At 37.1% G+C, this 18,637-nt stretch carries 20 protein-coding genes; 6 read left to right on the plus strand and 14 right to left on the minus strand.

Features of this window, described 5'->3' with window-relative positions:
• Positions 1–3: 3 nt before the first annotated feature.
• The 9 genes from CP366_RS05150 to pnuC form a co-directional block, all read right to left on the minus strand.
• Positions 4–870, minus strand: a complete 867-nt coding sequence (locus tag CP366_RS05150) for a carbohydrate ABC transporter permease (RefSeq protein WP_013086808.1) — start codon at positions 868–870, stop codon at positions 4–6.
• A complete protein-coding gene (locus CP366_RS05155; protein WP_005726585.1) occupies positions 870–1,958 on the minus strand; it encodes an ABC transporter ATP-binding protein in 1,089 nt (362 codons plus the stop codon). The genes CP366_RS05150 and CP366_RS05155 overlap by 1 nt, the downstream gene beginning before the upstream one ends.
• A gap of 256 nt (positions 1,959–2,214) precedes the next feature.
• On the minus strand, positions 2,215–3,642 hold the full coding sequence (locus CP366_RS05160; RefSeq protein WP_068813749.1) for a C69 family dipeptidase: 1,428 nt from the start codon (positions 3,640–3,642) through the stop codon (positions 2,215–2,217).
• Between the two features lie 56 nt (positions 3,643–3,698).
• Positions 3,699–4,553 carry a DNA/RNA non-specific endonuclease gene (locus CP366_RS05165; protein ID WP_005720689.1) on the minus strand — a complete coding sequence of 285 codons (855 nt, stop codon included), beginning with the start codon at positions 4,551–4,553 and terminating at the stop codon, positions 3,699–3,701.
• Positions 4,554–4,562: 9 nt separating this feature from the next.
• Positions 4,563–5,519: an exonuclease domain-containing protein gene (locus CP366_RS05170; protein WP_089148102.1), complete on the minus strand. Its 957-nt coding sequence runs from the start codon at positions 5,517–5,519 to the stop codon at positions 4,563–4,565.
• A gap of 15 nt (positions 5,520–5,534) precedes the next feature.
• A complete protein-coding gene (locus CP366_RS05175) occupies positions 5,535–6,356 on the minus strand; it encodes a hypothetical protein (protein WP_005726588.1) in 822 nt (273 codons plus the stop codon).
• A gap of 1 nt (position 6,357) precedes the next feature.
• Positions 6,358–7,005: a DUF421 domain-containing protein gene (locus CP366_RS05180; RefSeq protein WP_005720683.1), complete on the minus strand. Its 648-nt coding sequence runs from the start codon at positions 7,003–7,005 to the stop codon at positions 6,358–6,360.
• On the minus strand, positions 7,005–7,454 hold the full coding sequence (locus CP366_RS05185; RefSeq protein WP_089148101.1) for a DUF3290 domain-containing protein: 450 nt from the start codon (positions 7,452–7,454) through the stop codon (positions 7,005–7,007). The genes CP366_RS05180 and CP366_RS05185 overlap by 1 nt, the downstream gene beginning before the upstream one ends.
• 103 nt (positions 7,455–7,557) lie before the next feature.
• The gene (pnuC, locus tag CP366_RS05190) at positions 7,558–8,298 is read right to left on the minus strand and encodes a nicotinamide riboside transporter PnuC (protein WP_013086814.1); all 741 of its coding nucleotides are present in this window, start codon (positions 8,296–8,298) and stop codon (positions 7,558–7,560) included.
• A gap of 254 nt (positions 8,299–8,552) precedes the next feature.
• Between pnuC and CP366_RS05195 the strand changes: the two genes are divergently transcribed.
• Positions 8,553–8,864 (plus strand): hypothetical protein, encoded by a 312-nt coding sequence (locus CP366_RS05195; RefSeq protein WP_089148100.1) that lies wholly within the window; start codon positions 8,553–8,555, stop codon positions 8,862–8,864.
• Positions 8,865–8,907: 43 nt separating this feature from the next.
• Here CP366_RS05195 and CP366_RS05200 read toward each other — a convergent pair whose 3' ends face one another.
• Positions 8,908–9,648: a PAS domain-containing protein gene (locus tag CP366_RS05200; RefSeq protein ID WP_013086819.1), complete on the minus strand. Its 741-nt coding sequence runs from the start codon at positions 9,646–9,648 to the stop codon at positions 8,908–8,910.
• 151 nt (positions 9,649–9,799) lie between these two features.
• On the minus strand, positions 9,800–11,404 hold the full coding sequence (locus tag CP366_RS05205) for an ABC transporter ATP-binding protein (protein WP_089148099.1): 1,605 nt from the start codon (positions 11,402–11,404) through the stop codon (positions 9,800–9,802).
• A gap of 121 nt (positions 11,405–11,525) precedes the next feature.
• Here CP366_RS05205 and CP366_RS05210 point away from each other — a divergent pair, with 121 nt between their 5' ends.
• From CP366_RS05210 to CP366_RS05230, 5 genes are all read left to right on the plus strand, one after another.
• Positions 11,526–12,443: a prolyl aminopeptidase gene (locus tag CP366_RS05210; protein WP_005722412.1), complete on the plus strand. Its 918-nt coding sequence runs from the start codon at positions 11,526–11,528 to the stop codon at positions 12,441–12,443.
• A 57-nt stretch (positions 12,444–12,500) separates the two neighbouring features.
• The gene (locus tag CP366_RS05215) at positions 12,501–13,220 is read left to right on the plus strand and encodes a response regulator transcription factor (RefSeq protein WP_089148098.1); all 720 of its coding nucleotides are present in this window, start codon (positions 12,501–12,503) and stop codon (positions 13,218–13,220) included.
• Positions 13,207–14,541: a cell wall metabolism sensor histidine kinase WalK gene (locus CP366_RS05220; RefSeq protein ID WP_176714039.1), complete on the plus strand. Its 1,335-nt coding sequence runs from the start codon at positions 13,207–13,209 to the stop codon at positions 14,539–14,541. Before CP366_RS05215 ends, CP366_RS05220 begins: the two co-directional genes overlap by 14 nt.
• 118 nt (positions 14,542–14,659) lie before the next feature.
• On the plus strand, positions 14,660–15,208 hold the full coding sequence (locus tag CP366_RS05225) for a PepSY domain-containing protein (RefSeq protein ID WP_013086824.1): 549 nt from the start codon (positions 14,660–14,662) through the stop codon (positions 15,206–15,208).
• A 17-nt stretch (positions 15,209–15,225) separates the two neighbouring features.
• Positions 15,226–15,837: a PepSY domain-containing protein gene (locus CP366_RS05230; RefSeq protein WP_089148097.1), complete on the plus strand. Its 612-nt coding sequence runs from the start codon at positions 15,226–15,228 to the stop codon at positions 15,835–15,837.
• 61 nt (positions 15,838–15,898) lie between these two features.
• On the opposite strand, the gene CP366_RS05235 is transcribed toward CP366_RS05230, so the two are convergent.
• From CP366_RS05235 to CP366_RS05245, 3 genes are all read right to left on the minus strand, one after another.
• On the minus strand, positions 15,899–16,423 hold the full coding sequence (locus CP366_RS05235; protein ID WP_057726739.1) for a GNAT family N-acetyltransferase: 525 nt from the start codon (positions 16,421–16,423) through the stop codon (positions 15,899–15,901).
• The gene (locus tag CP366_RS05240) at positions 16,423–16,878 is read right to left on the minus strand and encodes a MarR family winged helix-turn-helix transcriptional regulator (RefSeq protein ID WP_089148096.1); all 456 of its coding nucleotides are present in this window, start codon (positions 16,876–16,878) and stop codon (positions 16,423–16,425) included. The genes CP366_RS05235 and CP366_RS05240 overlap by 1 nt, the downstream gene beginning before the upstream one ends.
• Before the next feature lie 95 nt (positions 16,879–16,973).
• Entirely contained in the window at positions 16,974–18,593 is a 1,620-nt protein-coding gene (locus tag CP366_RS05245) for an ABC transporter ATP-binding protein (protein ID WP_089148095.1), read from the minus strand.
• Positions 18,594–18,637: the final 44 nt, after the last annotated feature.

The raw sequence follows: 18,637 nt of genomic DNA on the forward strand, positions 1-18,637 counted from the left end.
CCTTTACCGTCCTCCAATCTTCTTCATCATCTTGCGTTGCAAGAATGTGACAAACATAATGATGATAAATAAGACAACCGTTGCGGCCATCGCTACACCTGGAGTACCAACAATTTGGAACTTGTTATAGATGTAGAACACTGCAGTTGTAGCTGAGTTACCAACACCTGCTTGTCCATTGAATAAGGCATAAACAGATGTATAAATCTTAAATGCAGCAATGATATTCATTGTTAATAAGAAGGCGATCGTTGGCACAAGCTGCGGCATTGTAATACGCCAGAACTTTTCAGTACCAGTTGCGCCATACATATCCGCAATTGTGTAGTAATTAGGGTCGATGTTTCTCAAAGCCCCCATCAAGATAACGATGTTAAAAGCTAAAGAAGTCCACACACCAAAGATGATAATTGTCGTCAATGACATCGCTGGATCATCAATCCAGTTCGGTGTTGGTAAGTGAACCGCCTTGAGCAAGAAGTTAAGCAAACCATAGTCACCGTTAAAAATATAACGGAATACGATACCAATAGCGATAGTTGACGTAACATATGGCATAAAGAAAGTCGTTTCAAAGAATGACTTATGCTTTATCCTGCTGAAAATAAACCAGGCCAACATGATTGAAATAGCCAAAGCAACTGGCACAGAAATTAGGGCATACAAAATAGTATTCTTGATTGCCCGCCAAAATTCTGGATCACTAAAGATATATTGATAATTGCTGAAGCCGCTCCAATTCAGATTAATTAACGAGCCGCTTTGAAAACTCATTACAAAGGCCCGCAAAATTGGATAAATACTAAAGAAAGTAACAAAGATAATTGTTGGCGCTAAAAAGAGCCACGCCTTTTTCTGATTGCTCTTCATTAGTAGACACGCTCTCCTTCCTTAGTAAACAGGAATACTCGATCAAGACGCATCTTCAAATTGATATTATCACCAGGCTTAATTGGTGTCTCAAGGTTGACTAATGAACGAGCTTGTACCCCATCATGGGTAAATTTCAAAATTCGTTCACGACCGATTAATTCGACATCATCAACTTTAGCTGAAACTGCACCATCTTCTTCAACTGGCAAAATATTTTCTGGACGAACGGATAAAACGTACTCGCCGTCAGTTAAGTCACGTTTAAAACGATCCTTGTCTAAATCGTCCACGTTAATTTCAAAATCTGAGCCAGTAATCTTGCCGCCATTAACCTTTACATTAAAGTTATCAATCACAGGATTACCAACAAAATTAGCAACAAAGTAGTTATTTGGTTCAAGATAGAAGTTTTGTCCTAAGTCATCTTGTTGGATCACGCCATTATTAAAGAGAATAATCTTATCACCGATTGACAAGGCTTCTTCTTGATCGTGAGTAACAAACAAGGTGGTAATACCCACACTTTTAACTAAAGCACGAATTTCTTCACGAATCTTCAACCGTAAACGTGCATCCAAGTTACTCAATGGTTCATCCATCAGCAGAATCTTAGGTTGTTGCACTAAAGCACGGGCAATAGCTACACGCTGCTGTTGACCACCAGATAAATTGCCCGGCTTTTGATCAGCAAGTTCGGTAATCTGGGTCGTTGCCATATACTTTTCAGCAATCTTCCTCGCCTCATCCTTAGGCATCTTTTGCTTGCCCACAGTCAGAGGAAACATTACATTCTGAAGTACAGTCATATGTGGATATAAGGCATAGTTCTGGAAAACATAGCCGATCTGACGATCCTTAGGTGCTACGTTAACAACTGACTTGCCATCAAAAAGGATGTCACCGCTAGTTGGATTAAGCAAACCAGCTAGCATATTTAAGATGGTTGTTTTACCACAACCAGATGGGCCAAGCAAACATACAAGGTCACCTTTTTTTACGGAAAAGCTAACATCCTTGATTGCTTCATGACCGTTATCATAAACCTTTTTGAGGTTCTTTACTTCCACGAATTTCTCATCATTCATAAGTTTCACGCACCACTATATATTGATTTAAATTTTTAAATTTCTCTATTAATTCTAAGCTAAATATACGAAAATAACAAATAATTTTCATTTGAAATTCGGGGTTTCAACGACTTTGTGAAATGCTTCTCAGCAAGTATTCGGCTTTTGTTCGCATTTGCTTTTATTTTTCACTTATTTCTTTTTAAAAATTCGGGTTTACTAAATATTGTGGTAGGTACCAAAAAAAGCCATGAATTAGTCATGGCTTTTTGTATCATAAGTTATCTCCACGTTCAAATTGATATTTTGAACTATTCAAGGCTTGACGAACCAACTTGCTCATCAAGTTCTTAGTCTTTTTGGTAATCACACCAGCAGTTTCATCATTAGCGCTAGTTAAATATTTAATAAGCTCTCTGCCTTCCATATTTTTAGCTTTTTCATCAATAAGATCAATTCGGCCAATACCGTAGCTTTGACAATCATCACGATAGGCGTTTACCTCATAAATATATTGGTGATAGCGTGGTTCAACAAGCACTTGTAAAGTTTTATACAACCAGTAAGCACTACTATCTGGATCAACGATATGATCTGCCACCTTATAGTTAAGTGGTGTATCCTCAATATTGGTGTAGAAAGGAACATATGGTGAATATGCATAAAAGCCCATATTAATCCATTGAATTGCAGCCATCTTGGCAGGAACATCATTTCTAATTTGCAAGATGCTTGATTCTTGGTTTCTGTCTAAAGCAATAGAACGGAACATCTTTTGTTCTTTTTCTGAACCAGATGAAAAAGTGTCCATTGGATCGTATGGTGTACCGTTATAGTGACTAGTTAAAAATCTTTGCACATCTTCAACACCAATCTTCTTTTCGGGAACGCGCGTAAATGGCATTTCTTGACTAGTTGGGTCTTGTTCAATGCTTGGATTAAACAACTTCTGTCCATACCAAGTTCTTGGAGTATTGTAAAAAGCATCAGCTTCATCCTTAGTACCAAAAATATCTCTGAAAGAAAAGCTACCGTCAGTACTATTGTTTAAATGATTCTTTTCTACGAATTCTCGAATACCAGCTGAATACATAAAGTTATCTGGATCATCAAAGTCAACATTTTGAATCACCATGATGTTAGGACAAATTGCGTAAGAATCATCAGGAACACGAGCCGCAACCCATTGGTGACCCGCGCCAGTTTCCAGATACCAAACTTCCTTGTTGTCTGAAAAGGCAATACCGTTGCTTTCACCGGTACCATATTTTTCGATTAATTGCCCTAAGCGCTTAACACCTTCACGAGCAGTCTTCACGAATGGCAAAGTAATATAAACCATTGAGTCTTCGTTGATTCCATTTGCTACTAAAGGATCATGTCCTAAGCAGCGAGCATTAGTAGCTTCAGTTTCAGTGGCTGACATGGCAACGTTATATTCGTTAATGCCTTGCTCGTCCCAGCGACCTTCTGAATCATCAGCAGTAGGGACAGCAGTCCATTTGCAGCCATCGCCCTCAAGGTGCATCTTAAAGCCGTTATATTTTGATACATAATCTTCATCATAATGACGGGCTGGGTTTACCACAAAAACTTTTTCGTTAATGCCACCATAACCGTCTTCGTCACGCGCAATCATGGTTGATCCATCGATTGAAGCGTCCTTACCAACTAGCATTGCAGTACAGTTATCTTTTTTCATTATTGTTTATACTTCCTTTTTTATTTCAGTAATAATTTTTCATATTATTAATTCTACTACTCATTAACCTGCATTTGCCGATCAACTTTTGCTCGACCGTTATTATAGTTAAAAACATAACCGGGCTGCACGTTATAGAGATAGACATTGAAGTTTAAACTGCCATCAGTTGAAACGGCCTGCAAATTCACGCCGCGGGCCATTAACTCATTACCACGAAAAACAGCAGTTGCTTGATAAATTACACGCTTATTCTGCCGCAGTGCTCTCCTAACCTTAGCCTCAAAAATAGTCTGAATCTTTTGGTTAGAATAAGCGGATTGCGTAAACAAATTCTTAGGATTATTTTGGTCCCCTGATTGATTGCGTGGATCATAATTGCCGCTTTGATCAATTCCAGCTGAGACTGAATAGGCAATCAAGTGGCCCCGATTATAGATTTGGGTACCGTTACGGTGATTATAGTGCCAGCCAGTCGGTTCAACATATTGCCTTACTCGCAAGCTATCATTAGCCACATTGCGCTTTTCCAAAAAGGCTGTATTAGAGCGCGATGTTCGATTCAATGAATCAAGGTTAGAGTAAATCACCCGATTTATCTTCCATGCGCCTTTGACCAAAGTCGACTTATCATGGTTGACTTCGGTATAAGCGCGACTGCCACTCTTAAAATTCAAATTAGCTAATTTTTGATAATCAGTTGGCGATAGACCTCCATAATTGGTCTTGGCTTTTGATGCATCGCTAATTGTATTAGTTACATGTTCATCATTATTGCCAGTAAAGTCACGCAAAAACTGGCTACCATTTGGATCGCTGCCAGCTTTAGTAAAAACTCCCCATAAAATCGCGATTAAGACAATTAATGATGAAACAACCGTTCCTTGTTTTTTTCGTCTTCTTCGTGTCATCTTTTTCCTCTAACTACGAGCCCAATCATCAAGCATGCTTAAGAAAAAGGTCTCCGAAAAACGCTTAATCTTAGCACCATTTTTGATCAAATCACGTGCTGCATTCAAATCCTGATTATCTTTTCTAAAGAAATCTTGATCACCCATGATTAAGTAATTAGTCGTTGCTAACACTGAATTGTCAACTTGGCCGCCCATATTGTTGATCATCTTGCCCGCTTCAGCTTCGTTCATATGAATATTGCCAGACAAAACGATATTCTTATTTTGAACCGGATTGTGCCAACCTAAGTCAACATAATCCAATTCGCCAGTAGTTAGGTCGATATTCTTAATCTTGCTTTGTGCCTTTTCCAATAAATCATCAGTAAAGTGCTGGGCAAAGTCATCATAAACCTTGATCGTATCAAGAGAATCCTGCAAACCGTGGTGAGCCTCAACTTGAGCAATTCCAGCCCGCTGCATGCAATCAAGCAGACGGTTATGGCGCTCGCGTGGATAATATGTCCGCGCCAAACGCAATACGTCAACGTAATCATTATCAAGCACTGGTAAGCCATATTTTCGACTTAAATCATACAAAAAGTTCAAGTCAAAATTGACGTTATACCCAATGATAACGTCATCACCAATAAACTCACGAAATTCACGAATAGCCTGCTCAGCCGGAATCCCTTCCTTCACAATTTGCTCTTCAGTAATTCCATTTAGCTTAGTAATAAAAGCAGGAACAGAATTATTCTTGGAAAACTTCACCAAATTAGTATATTGATCAACAATTTGACCGTTACGTACCTTAACCCCACCTAATTCAGTAATTCGATCGCGGTAAGGATATAAGCCCGTTGTTTCAATATCAAGCATTGTATAATTGGTCAAAAAGTCAGGCTTTTCCTGTCCTTTTTTACGCAACTTGTCTTGCGCACCGGTTACATGTAAAATTCCATTTTTTATGTAAATACTCATTCTTCACCTATTTAATTATTTAATCAAATTCATCAGCATCTCGTGCGAATTGCTATCAAAACCCATTGCTCGTTTCTTAAGATCAGCTGGCAAATCTGCATCAGCTAAATCAGCGGCAATATAATGCCAATTAGGAAATTGCTGCACTAGCTTTACCATTGGATCAAGTAATTGAGGACTGGTCTCATCTACGCCTAATTCCAAAATTACGACATTCTTGTCCTCGGCTCCCGTTAGAAACCAACGAAAACGCGTATTAGCATCGGTATCAGGGAAGAAGTTAGCATTCAGCGGCATATGCAATTCCATTGGACTATTGCAGTCCTCGCACTTTGGTACTAAATCTGCCGTTACGTTGCCGTTCTTAATTGCCGTCATAAAGCGTTCTACTACTTCACGGTTATCCTTTTGACCATGATTAATCCCGCTAGAACACTGCATTTTAGTCCAATCACCAAAGGCATTGAAAATTCGATTTTCATTAAAGCCTGCATTTTCAAAAAAGTGCCCGAATGTACTGGTCGCAATAAAATATTTTTTATCACGAATTAGCTTTTTTAGAGCAAGCATCGTCTCACTAGGCTCATATTGTAAGGAATATTCGTTGATTAGCTCACTCCAAAAAGCCCATTGCTCGCTCCAAGTATCAAACCTCTTATCTAATGCATCCCCAATTGTATGCACATCATACTTATCTGCAATTTTGCCAAATTGATCATCAAAGCCTTCTTCACTTAGGATATCTAGTCCCTCTTCTTTGGCCATGCCATTACCAGCCGTTACGATCACCGTGTTAGCATTTTTCAGCCATTTTTTTGCTGTCACTAAATCTGCCATTTTATCTCTTTCCCTTTGAATAACCTGTCAAGCGTAATTGTCCATTAATGTATTCTCCTAAGAAAACATCACTGATACTATTATAACCTGCCTCTTCAACTTGTTGCTGTAACCAAGCTTCGCTTTTGTGAATCAACTCTAAGACATCAATATTAGCCTGACCATCACTAATTATTGGGAAACGAATGTTAGCTTCATCATTTTCAATAATAGTTAATTGCCCGTTTTGCTCAAAGATACAATTCTTAATCTTTTCAACAGAGTAGATACCTCGACTGCGCAATTTAAACATTAATTCATTAGCGGAGATTCCTGCCTTCATGCAGTTGCCAACTAGCACCTTACCATTTTTGATTACCTGAACGGGTTTACCATCGATAATCCCTCTAATCCAATTATTGTGATCACGGCTGAATTTCAAAATAAAAACAACCAACGTCCAAACGATTAGAACTAGGAAAAACTGAAGAATTGTAATACTAGGATTGTAAATCAAGCCACCAATAATTCCACCTAAAACATAATTCTGCAATTGATCTAATGCAGTCGTAGGAGCCAGATTAGACTTACCAAAGACATTGATTTGAATGATTAAAGTTAAGATACCGAGAGCAAACTTAATGAATAATTGTGTGTAATCTAGCTGCATTATTTTATTACCTCTACTTTATGATCAATTACATGGGCTTGCGTTAATGTGTAAGTATTGCGATCATCATTAAGGTTTAACTGATAATCAATATTTTTAGAATCAATCCTTACGATCATGCCATTAGTTAAAACCGTTGAACTAACTAAAACATTAGAAGTCGAAACATTTTCATCTTTAGCAATCGATTTGATGAATGGCACGATTTGAATCGCCTGTGATTTTTGCGTATTAAGTTGCACATATTTTTCATATTGCGTACCGGCAAACAAAAGCAAAAATAATAAGGCAATAATACCCAAATCGCGATACTTGGTTGCAAAACGGTTATGTAAATATAGCAAAGCAAAAATTATCATTGCTAACGCCGCCACCAACATCAAAGCATATAATACTGCCTGATTAGTATTCTGGTTATTTTGAATATATTTCATTGTATAAAAGGTCATGCTCTACCTCACCCTTCATATTTTTCTTTCATTCTAACACAGAAAAAAAGTAGCACTTTCGTACTACTTTTACTAGAAATTATTCACTTTTCACTATTATTAATTATTTTTGAATTTCTTTTAATCCAGCTTTGCGACGGCCCATGTTAAACCATGGTGAAACAGTGAAGGCTAACACATCATTAATTACATAGATCAATGAATTAATTGCCATGGCTAAGTTTGCATCACCTTGAGCATAAGTTACGCCCCAAAGAATCAACTGGAAGACGCCACTAGCAGTCCACCAAAAGTATTGATTGTTGTAACGCATAAAGCACATGATTCCAGCAGTAAGTGAAATGGCAAAACTAATAGCATCAATCCAAGGACGAGGATCATTGGTAAATTTACCAATCAAAAAGCCGGATACAACATAAACAAGTAAAGTTCCAACAATAGCAATAAGCCATTCCTTTGAACCAAATTTTCTCAAATGATTCTTAGTATCGTCATTCCATGATCTAACGGCAATGATAACTGGTAAATCTAAAGTTGCAATATAGGCAATCTGTTCAAAAATGGAAAGATAATTCTTAGCTGACCAACCTGCATAGATAAAACAAGCAGCTGAAATCAACCCCAACCAACCATTAATTGCCTTAGTAGCGTTAATTGCCAATACACAAAGTGTACCCAAAAGCGTACCAATAAAAGTAATCAAAGTTACGCTTGTAATTTTGCCTTGAATCAGCAAAGCTAATTGAAATCCAAACGCAAAAAACCATAAACAGTAATTTTGAACTGGCCAGCCTTTCAATTGATTAAATAGCCAAACAAAATAATTTTCGTGTTTTCTTTCCATCCTATTCAACATTCCCCTTTTTTATTTTAGGTCGCAAAATACAAGATCTTGTGCCTTATCCGTGCTATGCAAAAAAGCACATCGATATCTATCCTAATAGAAAGATAAATTTTATACAAGATTGAATTCAACCAAATATTGTGCTATTAGCATAAACTATATCTATATGTTGTAGTCAAAATTAAAAAGTAGCTTAAAACTATGTTTTTTAGTAAAATGACACTATGTCACAAAAATGATAGAGGTGTATATATATGCTAAAAAACAAACTAATTTATGTTCCTCAAAAAATATTCCAACAAATTCTTCCTACTAAGGCAACTAACACTCCAAACTACCAATTGCCTATCAACTATTACTATCCTGAAGGCAACATGGTTGGCACTTATTCTGGAATTAACCTGGCGGCAAATGAAACTATCACTCACCACCAGCTCAAAAGATTTATCAACACTCATCTTCCTGAAAATTACGAAGTTTTTCCTTACTTTGCTTATCCTAAGGAGAATATCACCTGTGAAAATCTGCCTGATGAAATAATGATCGCAGTCAGATTATCTAATTAAAAAAGGCGACTCGATTGAGTCGCTTTTTTCATTGCAATTGATATTAATGTTGCGAAGCACCAGTTGTAGTATCTGGTTCTTCGTGCTTTTCTTCTTTAACTTCTGCAGCTTTAGTTGATGCACCAGTTGCGGCGTCTGGATCAGAATTTCTACGATAAGTTGCACCAGTTGTTGCGTCATCGTCTACTACCAACTTTTGACCAGTAGTCTCACAGAAATACTTAACCAACGGATATAAGTCTTGTACCCATTCATAAATACCAGCATAATTGCCTTCGTCATCTTCAACACGCTTGTAGTAGTGCAAAACCAATTCCTTCAAATTACCAGTAGGAACAGGCATGTAAACATCATCGTGTCCACTTTCCTTAGTGCGTAACGCATGTACAACCTTCTTAGCGTTAGGAATAACGTCACGAACGTCTGGGTGAATTGCCTTCATAGTGTCACCAACTTGTTCTGGTGTACGCTTAGCCTTCATCTTAGCATTTGGATCCTTAGGACGGTTGTACCACAAGAATTGGTTGTTGCTGTCAACAAAAGTCATTTCACCAATAGTATTTTGCAGCATCCAGTTAATTTGATTAACAGTTAACAAACCACTATCAAGCTTAACGTAGTCGTCGCCTTCTGCAGCGTGGACTTTCTTAGCAGCCTTGTCGAGCCAGTCAGGGTCATTCTTATCAATACCTTCAACGGTGTATTTAGTCTTGCCAGTTGCATCGAAATCTTCTTTTAAGTACTCGTCACGATTCATATCTTTAAGCCATTTTGGTTCAGCCATAATTTTTTTCTCCCTTAAAAAGAACTATCTTGCCTTGATTATATAATGTAAGTGGTTTCAGTTCGATAGTTTTGATATATTTTACAAAATATTTTTGTCAAAACTAATATATATTATTTTATATAAAAGGAGTTGATTAACAATCAACTCTTTACATCTTAGTCTCAATTGTGTGCGTGTCTAAGTGAATGATCACATCAAACATGGCCTTTTCTTCTGGCGAAATCTTGTGTGCTACTTCAATTACCGCTACCCGTGGATTCTTTAATAAAGTCTTGTGAATCTCCAACGATAGATTAGGATCAAGCGCACTAGTTGCTTCGTCAGCCAATAAAATTGGGCGATCTGATAACAAAGCACGAGCAATTTCTACCCGCTGAATTTGTCCGCCAGACAAGCCACTACCATTTTCTCCAACCGGCTTATCCAAACCTTGTTCCTTAACTAGTTCATCCAGTCCTGCTTCATGAATAACTTGCTTCAGATGCTCATCACTCACCTTACGTCCTAATGTAATGTTAAAACGCAACGTATCATCAAACATGAATGGCTTTTGATTAACATAGGAAAAATAATTGTGGGCAGCATCCCAATTTCCCGTTACATCCGTACCATTGATCAAAATTTTACCATCTTTGGGCTTTCTCAAGCCTAATAGTAAACGAAGCAAGGTAGTCTTGCCCCAACCACTTGGCGCCATCAATAGGACTTTTTCACCTGGCTTAACTTCCAAGTTCACATTCTCAAAGATGCGTTTGTGATCACTACCTGTAACATAAGATAGTTGTTCAACCTCCATACCATCAAAATGATCGATCTTCTGCTTATCATCTTTCAGCACGTGATGCAAAGCGCGCTGAGTCTTTTCCCACATTGGCACAGTCGACTTGACTTGGTTAAATTCGTTAAAAAGAGTCACGATTGGCGTGATAAAGTTCAAGGCCAAATCGACCATCATTACTAATGTACCCACCTTTAAATTTCCCTGCATCATCATAATACCGCCAATAGTACATGGTACGATGAAGCAAAACAATTCAGCAGCTGAATAAATTAATTCTAGTGCCCAAGCTTGAGTCAATGTCATATTACGCAGAGCGTTCTCCATTGCCTGGGCCGCACCAGCTGCTCGTGTAACGATGTTGGTGCGCACGTTATAAAGCTTGGTAGCCTGTGCCCCATTTAATGAATCGGACACATTTTGCGTATAGTTAGCATTAGTCGTTGCCCAAATCTTGGACTTACGTGTAATGATAGGACTAGTAATCATTTGAACTAATGCTGGCGCAAGCGTAGCAATCAAAAATACTAGGGTCATCTGCCATGAACTATAAAAAGAAAAAGTAATTGCCCCGAAAAACGACAAACCTTGGAAAATCATATCCAATTGTGCCGTTATCCGATTAGTTTCAATCTGTTTTAAATCGTTGGTCATCAGTGATAAACCGCTCTTGATATCAGGCTCACCTTGATCAACCAAATAACGCAAGTTAGCGCGCTTAAAGGTCATATTCACGTCACGAATAATGCCCATCTTTACCGTTTCATAGACAAAGTTACTGGCCATAAAACACATCTGACCTAAGGAAGTCAAAGCAGCCAGGCGAATCAAATGCAGATAATCATGCGATCCTGACGAAGCAACATTCAACATAATTTGTACCATATAAGCTACAAAGACGATGTTGCAGGCCTTGATTGCGGCCAAAATGGTATAGCTAATAATTTGGCTTTTTTTAGCGTACTTCAGGCTCATTAATTTCTCCTTTTCTATCCCGTTAGAAACATTATACCCGCTAGCTTGTCTTTTTCTCAATTAGATACGATAATTAGAGTAATCATTTTAATTTTTAATGAAAAACAGAAAGGAACTTTTAATGAAGACTGGTACTAAAATTATTACTTTAGACAACGGTTATCACTTATGGACCAACACCCAAGGTGAAGGCGACATTCATCTTCTAGCTTTGCATGGTGGTCCTGGCGGCAATCACGAATATTGGGAAGACACTGCAGAACAATTGAAAAAGCAAGGCTTGAACGTGCAAGTTACTATGTACGATCAACTCGGTTCACTTTATTCAGATCAGCCTGACTACTCTGATCCTGAAATTGCCAAGAAATATTTAACCTACGAATATTTCTTAGATGAGGTTGACGAAGTCCGTGAAAAGTTAGGACTTGATAACATTTATTTAATCGGCCAAAGCTGGGGTGGCCTATTAGTTCAAGAATACGCCGTTAAATATGGTCAACACTTGAAAGGTGCAATTATCTCCTCAATGGTTGATGAAATCGATGAGTACGTTGCTTCAGTTAACAGAAGACGCCAAGAGGTTTTACCACAAACCGAAATCGACTTTATGCACGAATGCGAAAAGAACAATGACTATGATAATCAACGCTATCAAGATGACGTACAAATTTTAAATATTAATTTCGTTGACCGAAAGCAACCATCTAAGCTTTACCACTTAAAAGACATTGGTGGAACCGCCGTTTACAACGCTTTCCAAGGCGACAATGAATTCGTAATTACTGGTAAATTAAAAGACTGGCATTTCAGAGATCAATTACACAAGATCAAGGTGCCAACCCTATTAACCTTTGGTGAAAACGAAACTATGCCAATTTCAACTGCTAAGATTATGCAAAAGAAGATTCCTAACTCACGCTTAGTAACTACACCTGACGGTGGTCACCACCACATGGTTGACAACCCTGACGTATATTATAAGCACTTAGCTGACTTTATTCGTGAAGTAGAAAATGGTACATTTAAGGGCGAAAATTAATTAACAGATATTCAGGCTGGAATCGATTTCCGGCCTTTTATTTTTAAGGAAAATGATATGGATGAAAAAGATGTCAAAATTCTGCTAGTTGAGGATGAAGAAAGCGTCGCTAGCTTCGTCAAAACTGAATTAGAATTTGAGGATTACCAAGTTGTTTGGGCTGAAGACGGCAAAAAAGCATTAGACTTTTTTACTCAAGAAAAGCCAACTTTAATTTTGCTTGATTGGATGTTGCCAGTATATGATGGCATGACCGTGTTACGGCGAATCCGCAAGCAAAGTGATGTCCCTATTATTATGCTTACCGCCAAAAATTCTGCCTCTGATATAAGCTCTGCTCTTGATCAGGGACTAGACGACTACCTCACCAAACCATTTGAAATCGAGGAATTGCTGGCACGAATTCGGGTAGTCTTGCGAAGACTGGAAAAAATGCGGCAGCAAAATGACGTCCCTGATACTTCCCTAGAATTTGGCCCATTAAAAATTGATCTGCTTAAGCATGAATTCTATTGTGATAATGAAAAAATTTATCTTACTCCTAAGGAATTTGCTTTAATCACTGAACTAATGCGGGACCCCGAAAAAGTCAAAAGTCGTGACGAGTTGCTTGATACAGTCTGGGGATATGACTTTGTTGGTCAAACCAATACTGTTGATGTTTATATTCGAACTATTCGCAACAAGATAGGCAATCCCTACAAAAAGATCATTAAAACCATGCGCGGCTTGGGCTATTGTTTGAGAAAATTAGATGATAATCATGAAAAAAGCTGATCCTAAATCAACTACCCAACAATTAACATACTTATTCGTAAAGCTATTTGTAGCTATTTTAATATTAGTCAATGTAGCTTTCTTAATTATTTCTTCTGCTTACATCTATTATCAAGCTGAACGACAAAGTGAGCAGGTTGTTAGAGCTGTTAAAGATAATCTAGATTCACAATATGATTGGTCGGCAATGCTAGACGCATATTTAGCCAAGCAAGACAGCGATGCGATTACTCTGACTACGCCACATGGCAAAACTTACTACTCTGAAGATGCGCATGAAACTTTTAAGTATATTAACGAGCAGAGACACTATCAAAATTTAGTTTATTCAAACAAGCACATTTACTTTTTAAAAGATGAGCAAAAGCATAATTTTAAAATCAATGTTGCTCTAAACATTGATAGGTTATTTCATTTAATTATTTGGCTATTTTGCACAATGTTAATTATTAACTTAGCCGCTATTTTGATTAGTATCCCACTTATTCGACGTTTATCACATAAATGGAGCCGTCCAATTCAAACAATGAATAGTGAAATTCAAGATATTCAAAAAGATGGGGCTACAACTAAAATTACAGTTCCTAATCAACCACTTGAAATTAAACAGCTTGCTAAATCATTTAATAATTTGCTTACTTTTCAAAATAAGGCTTTACAGCGGGAACAACAATTTGTTAGTGATGCCTCGCATGAACTAAAAACTCCGATCGCTGCAATTCGCGGTCATGTTAACCTAATCAGACGACATGGAAAAGATAAACCTGAAATCATCCCCAAATCATTAGATTATATTGACGTTGAATCCAAAAAGATGGAAGGCTTAATTAATGACCTACTCGCTTTAGGCAGAATAGAGAGAAATACAAATTTAACGCAAACTAATTTGGTGAAAATTATTAATGAAATAACCGCTGAAATTCAAGCAGTTTATCCACATAAAATACACACTGACATGCCGCAAGAACTATTTTTCCTCATCAATCCAACAGATTTTAGAAACATTGTGCATAATTTAGTGGAAAACGCTGCTAAATATTCGCCTGAACATAGCGATATTAACATCTCATTAACTCAAAAAGAAAATCAAATACTCTTTCAAGTAGCAGATCACGGCATCGGTATTGCCGCGAAAAATCGCGAAAAAATATTTCAACGTTTTTATCGTGAAGACACTTCTCATTCGAGTAAAATTAAAGGATCTGGCCTAGGCTTGGCAATTGTCAAAGCTGAAGTTGATAAGTATCATGGAAAAATTAAAGTTACAGATAACGCTCCTCAAGGAACAGTCTTCACAGTTTCTCTTCCATTAGAAAAATGAAGAAATCTTCATTTAAACTCTATTGAATCTTAGTTTTTTTAAGCCGCTTACCTAGTAAGATAAATATATCAAGTAAAGCAAAACAAAAATTATTAACGATTTTAGAGGAGAATTTTTTATGAAAACTATTAACTTAAAGAAAATTACTATTACCGGTGCAGCATTACTCGGCTTAGGAACTGCCGCAATTGCTACAATAAATTTAGCTAACGAAACTAATGTTGTGCAAGCTGTTTCAAGCAAAATTAAGGTTTCACAAAATACAGCTGTTAAAAAGTTTAAGGCAAAGTTCAAGACTGCCAAGATTGAATCAATCAGTTTAGATAAAGAAAACGGTCGCTACGTTTACGACATTGAAGGTTTCACTTCAAGCAAGGAATATGAAATGAAAATCAATGCTTCAACTGGCAAAACTATCTCATCGCATTCCGAAAAATTAGATCGCGATGAACGTGGCAAAAAGGCTTTAAGCTTAAGCAAGACAATTTCTCGCTCTACTGCTACTAAAATTGCTCAAAAAAGAGTAGCTGGAAAGGCAGTTGAATGGTCATTAGACCGGGAAGGTTCAAAGCATGTCTGGGAAGTAACCATCAGTAAGAATGGTCAAAAAAGTGAAGTTAAGGTTAACGCAATTACTAAAAAAGTAATTAGTGTTGACCGTGATTAATTACGAGAGGACATAGAATGAAATTTACTAAACTTACAAGTGTCGCACTACTAAGCGCAACTTTATTAACAACAGTAGTAGCTTGTTCTAAGCAAAACGACACTGCGACGACTACTCAAAAAAGTGTTACTTCCTCAAAAGTTACACACAATTCTGAGTCAGCAATGAGCAAACAAACTCAAAAAGATAATATTCAAATCAAATTAAGCCAGCAAGAAGCCATTGATAAATTCCATCAACAATTTAGTGGTAAGCAGCTTAAAAGTATTGAATTAAGTCGTGAAGGTAATCATTACCTTTACGAAATTGAGGGATTCGATTCAACCAATGAATACTCTGTTAATATCAATGCAGAAACTGGTCAAATTAGCCACGTTCATTCAGAAAAATTAGATCATGATGATCGCAATCAAAAGGCCTTGGCCCTCAGAGGTGCCATTAGCCGTGACGACGCTAGCCGCATTGCAGAAGAACACGTTAAAGGTACTAGTGAGGAATGGAAACTAGAACAAGATGAAGATACCGGTAAAACATACTGGGAAGTTACAGTTAAAAATGGTCATCAAGAAACAGACGTTAAAATCAACGCCCATACTAGGGAGATTATTTCAACTGAACACGATGATTAACGAATAAGAACACATAGAAAAAGGCACAACATTATTCTTCAAGTTGTGCCTTTTCGTATGTTTAATTTCTGGTCAATTTCTTCACTAACAGCCAATCAGTTTGTGGGTCACTCCCCACTTGGAAAGTGTGTTGACTCACTTTACTAAAACCATGCCGCTTATAAAAATGCTGTGCTGGTACATTTTTTTCATAAACGCCCAACCACATGTAGTCTTTACCTTCTTCACGCGCCGTTTTTTCCGCAAAATCAAGCAACACATTTCCTAAGCCACGATGTTGAAAACTAGAACGCAAATAAATTCGTTCCACCTCTAAGGCATTCTCACGCAAATGTTCTGTCTGTGCATCCCCAACATTGATTTTTAAATAGCCTGCTATTTCATTCTGCACCATTAAAAAGTAAAAACGACTATTCGGATTTTCAATTTCTTTGACTAACTTTACTGTTTCATAATCTTCTTCCAAAAAGCGTGCCATATCATTTGGTGCAGTGTAAGGATCAAAAGTCGCTTTAAAAGTTTCACGTGAAACTTTCTGTAATTTTTCAACATCACTTGTAGTAATAGGCTTAATTGTATAATCCATCAATATTCCCTCTTTCCACCATTTTTAACAAAGCGCCAGTTTTCGCTGGCATTGTCTTCTACAACCTTTAGTAAAGCAGTTAATTCCGCTCTTTGCTTTAAACTTAATCCTGATAAAACTAGTTCATTTGAGTAAGTATTTTCTTTTTCAATTTTTATTGCTAGTCGCTTACCTAAATCAGTCACAAACAGATGCTTAATCTTTTTATTCTCTGCATCGTTTTCTTTCTTAATTAGTTGATTTTGCTCTAGCTTTTTAATGCTGCGGGCTGTCGTTGTCCGATCAACATTAAGCATCCCTGCTAGATGGTCAGAAATAATTCCCGGATTTTCTTTAATGCGGGCTAAATACAGGTACTGACCTCGATTCAATTGCATCTCTTTAAATTCAATATTAGCAATCGAATCAAGTGCTCGCGCAATAGTGCCAATTTGACGCAAAATATCTTCTTTCATGTTTTTCACCTAAAAATTATTATATTTAATTTTGTTGTAATTGCAACAATAAAATATAAAAACTAAAAAAGGGATCGCTCCCTTTAGTTAATTCATCAATTTTTCTTTAGTTCATTTAGATCTACTACCTGATCAGCTAACTGCTTAACTTCATCTCTTAAGTGGTGAGTTACCATAATTACGGTTTTATCTTTTTGCGTCAAAATCAATCTTTCTAATTGTACGCTAGAAGCTTTGTCTAAGGCAGAAGTAGCTTCATCTAACAGATAAATTGGTGTATCACGCAGCAATGCACGTGCAAAAGCAACACGCTGTTTTTGCCCACCGGACAACTGTTTACCTTGGTCAGCTAAAACAGTATCCATGCCATCAGGCAACTTAACAATTAGATCCTCTAATCCACATTCTTTGATCACTTCAGAAATTTTTGCTTTTGAAACTTGGCGTCCCAAAGTTAAATTCCACCCTAGAGAAGCAGTAAAAATATATGGATCTTGCTGCAAATATGTAATCTGATCATGCAAATCCTTATCTGAAATCTGGTTATATTCCACATCAGAAATTTCAATTTTCCCCTGATAATCTCTAAGTAAGCCAGAAATCAAATTCAGCAGAGTTGATTTTTCTGCAGCAGAGTCCCCCATCAGAATATATTTATTTTTCAGTTTAAAATTTAAATTCAAATTCTCAAAGATAGGCTTATCTTGTCCAGAATACTGATAAGAAACTTTATCCAATTCTAGATTGCTTAGTTTAAAATCAGCAGGCAAAGCTCCATCAACAGTTTTAAGCGGTATAGTCTTAAATTTTTCTATAATTGGTTTAACTGATTTGAATTCTTGCCAATTAAAACTAATCCCACTTAATTCAGCGAAAATTGTACTGGCAAAAAATTGTGCCCCACTGATGGTCCCGACTGGCGTTAATTGATGCAAAATCAACCAGCCTGTTTGCCCTAAAATGATAACTTGACTGATAAAGGCTAGACCATTGGTAATCGCCTGAGTTATCCCGGCTGTTTTACTATAATTTAGCGCATGTTTTTTAACATCATCAGAAGCGCCATTGATCTTTTTGACGATTGTTTGCGGTAAATTGGCAAGAAATAAGGTATTGAAGCCATTCAACACATCATTAATTGAATTAACCAAACGTTCATTGGCATGGGTATATTCTAATGACCTTTTGGCCAAAATTTTAGAAAACAAATTGGGAACCACTCCCATAATAATTGTCAAAATAATCACAGTGACCACAAGACTGACATTGAAGTACGCCAAAGTGAGCATACCGAAAACAATTTCACTGATTTGTCTAATGATCATCATGAAATCCTCGACACCAAAGTTATTAATGGTTGTAATGTCATTGGTCAGCCAAGAATTGTAAGTAGCTACCGTTTGTTGATGAAAGCCTGAATAACTCGTCTGTGATAGATCTTGCGCAATGTCATTTCTAATTAATTTATCCACATTTTGTGCCAAACGGGTTTGCTCAACATTGACTAGACAGTTAACAATCGCGTAAAAAATATAGGCACCGCCCATTAAGGCAACCCACATGAAAAAACGCTCAGCTTTTAATTTTGCAACTGCACTTAAAGCATTAGCGCTAGATATTCCGGCTAGTGTCAAAAAGCCTGCATTAATGACTATTAAAAATGTAACAAATAAAAATTCCCACTTTAATCTTTTAAAATATTGCGAAACTGTCAAATCTTTTGTGTAAATAGATCTTTCTCGTAAATTGATTTTTTAAT

The sequence above is a fragment of the Lactobacillus sp. UMNPBX15 genome (assembly GCF_002553785.1).
GTDB classification, from domain to species: Bacteria; Bacillota; Bacilli; order Lactobacillales; family Lactobacillaceae; genus Lactobacillus; species Lactobacillus crispatus.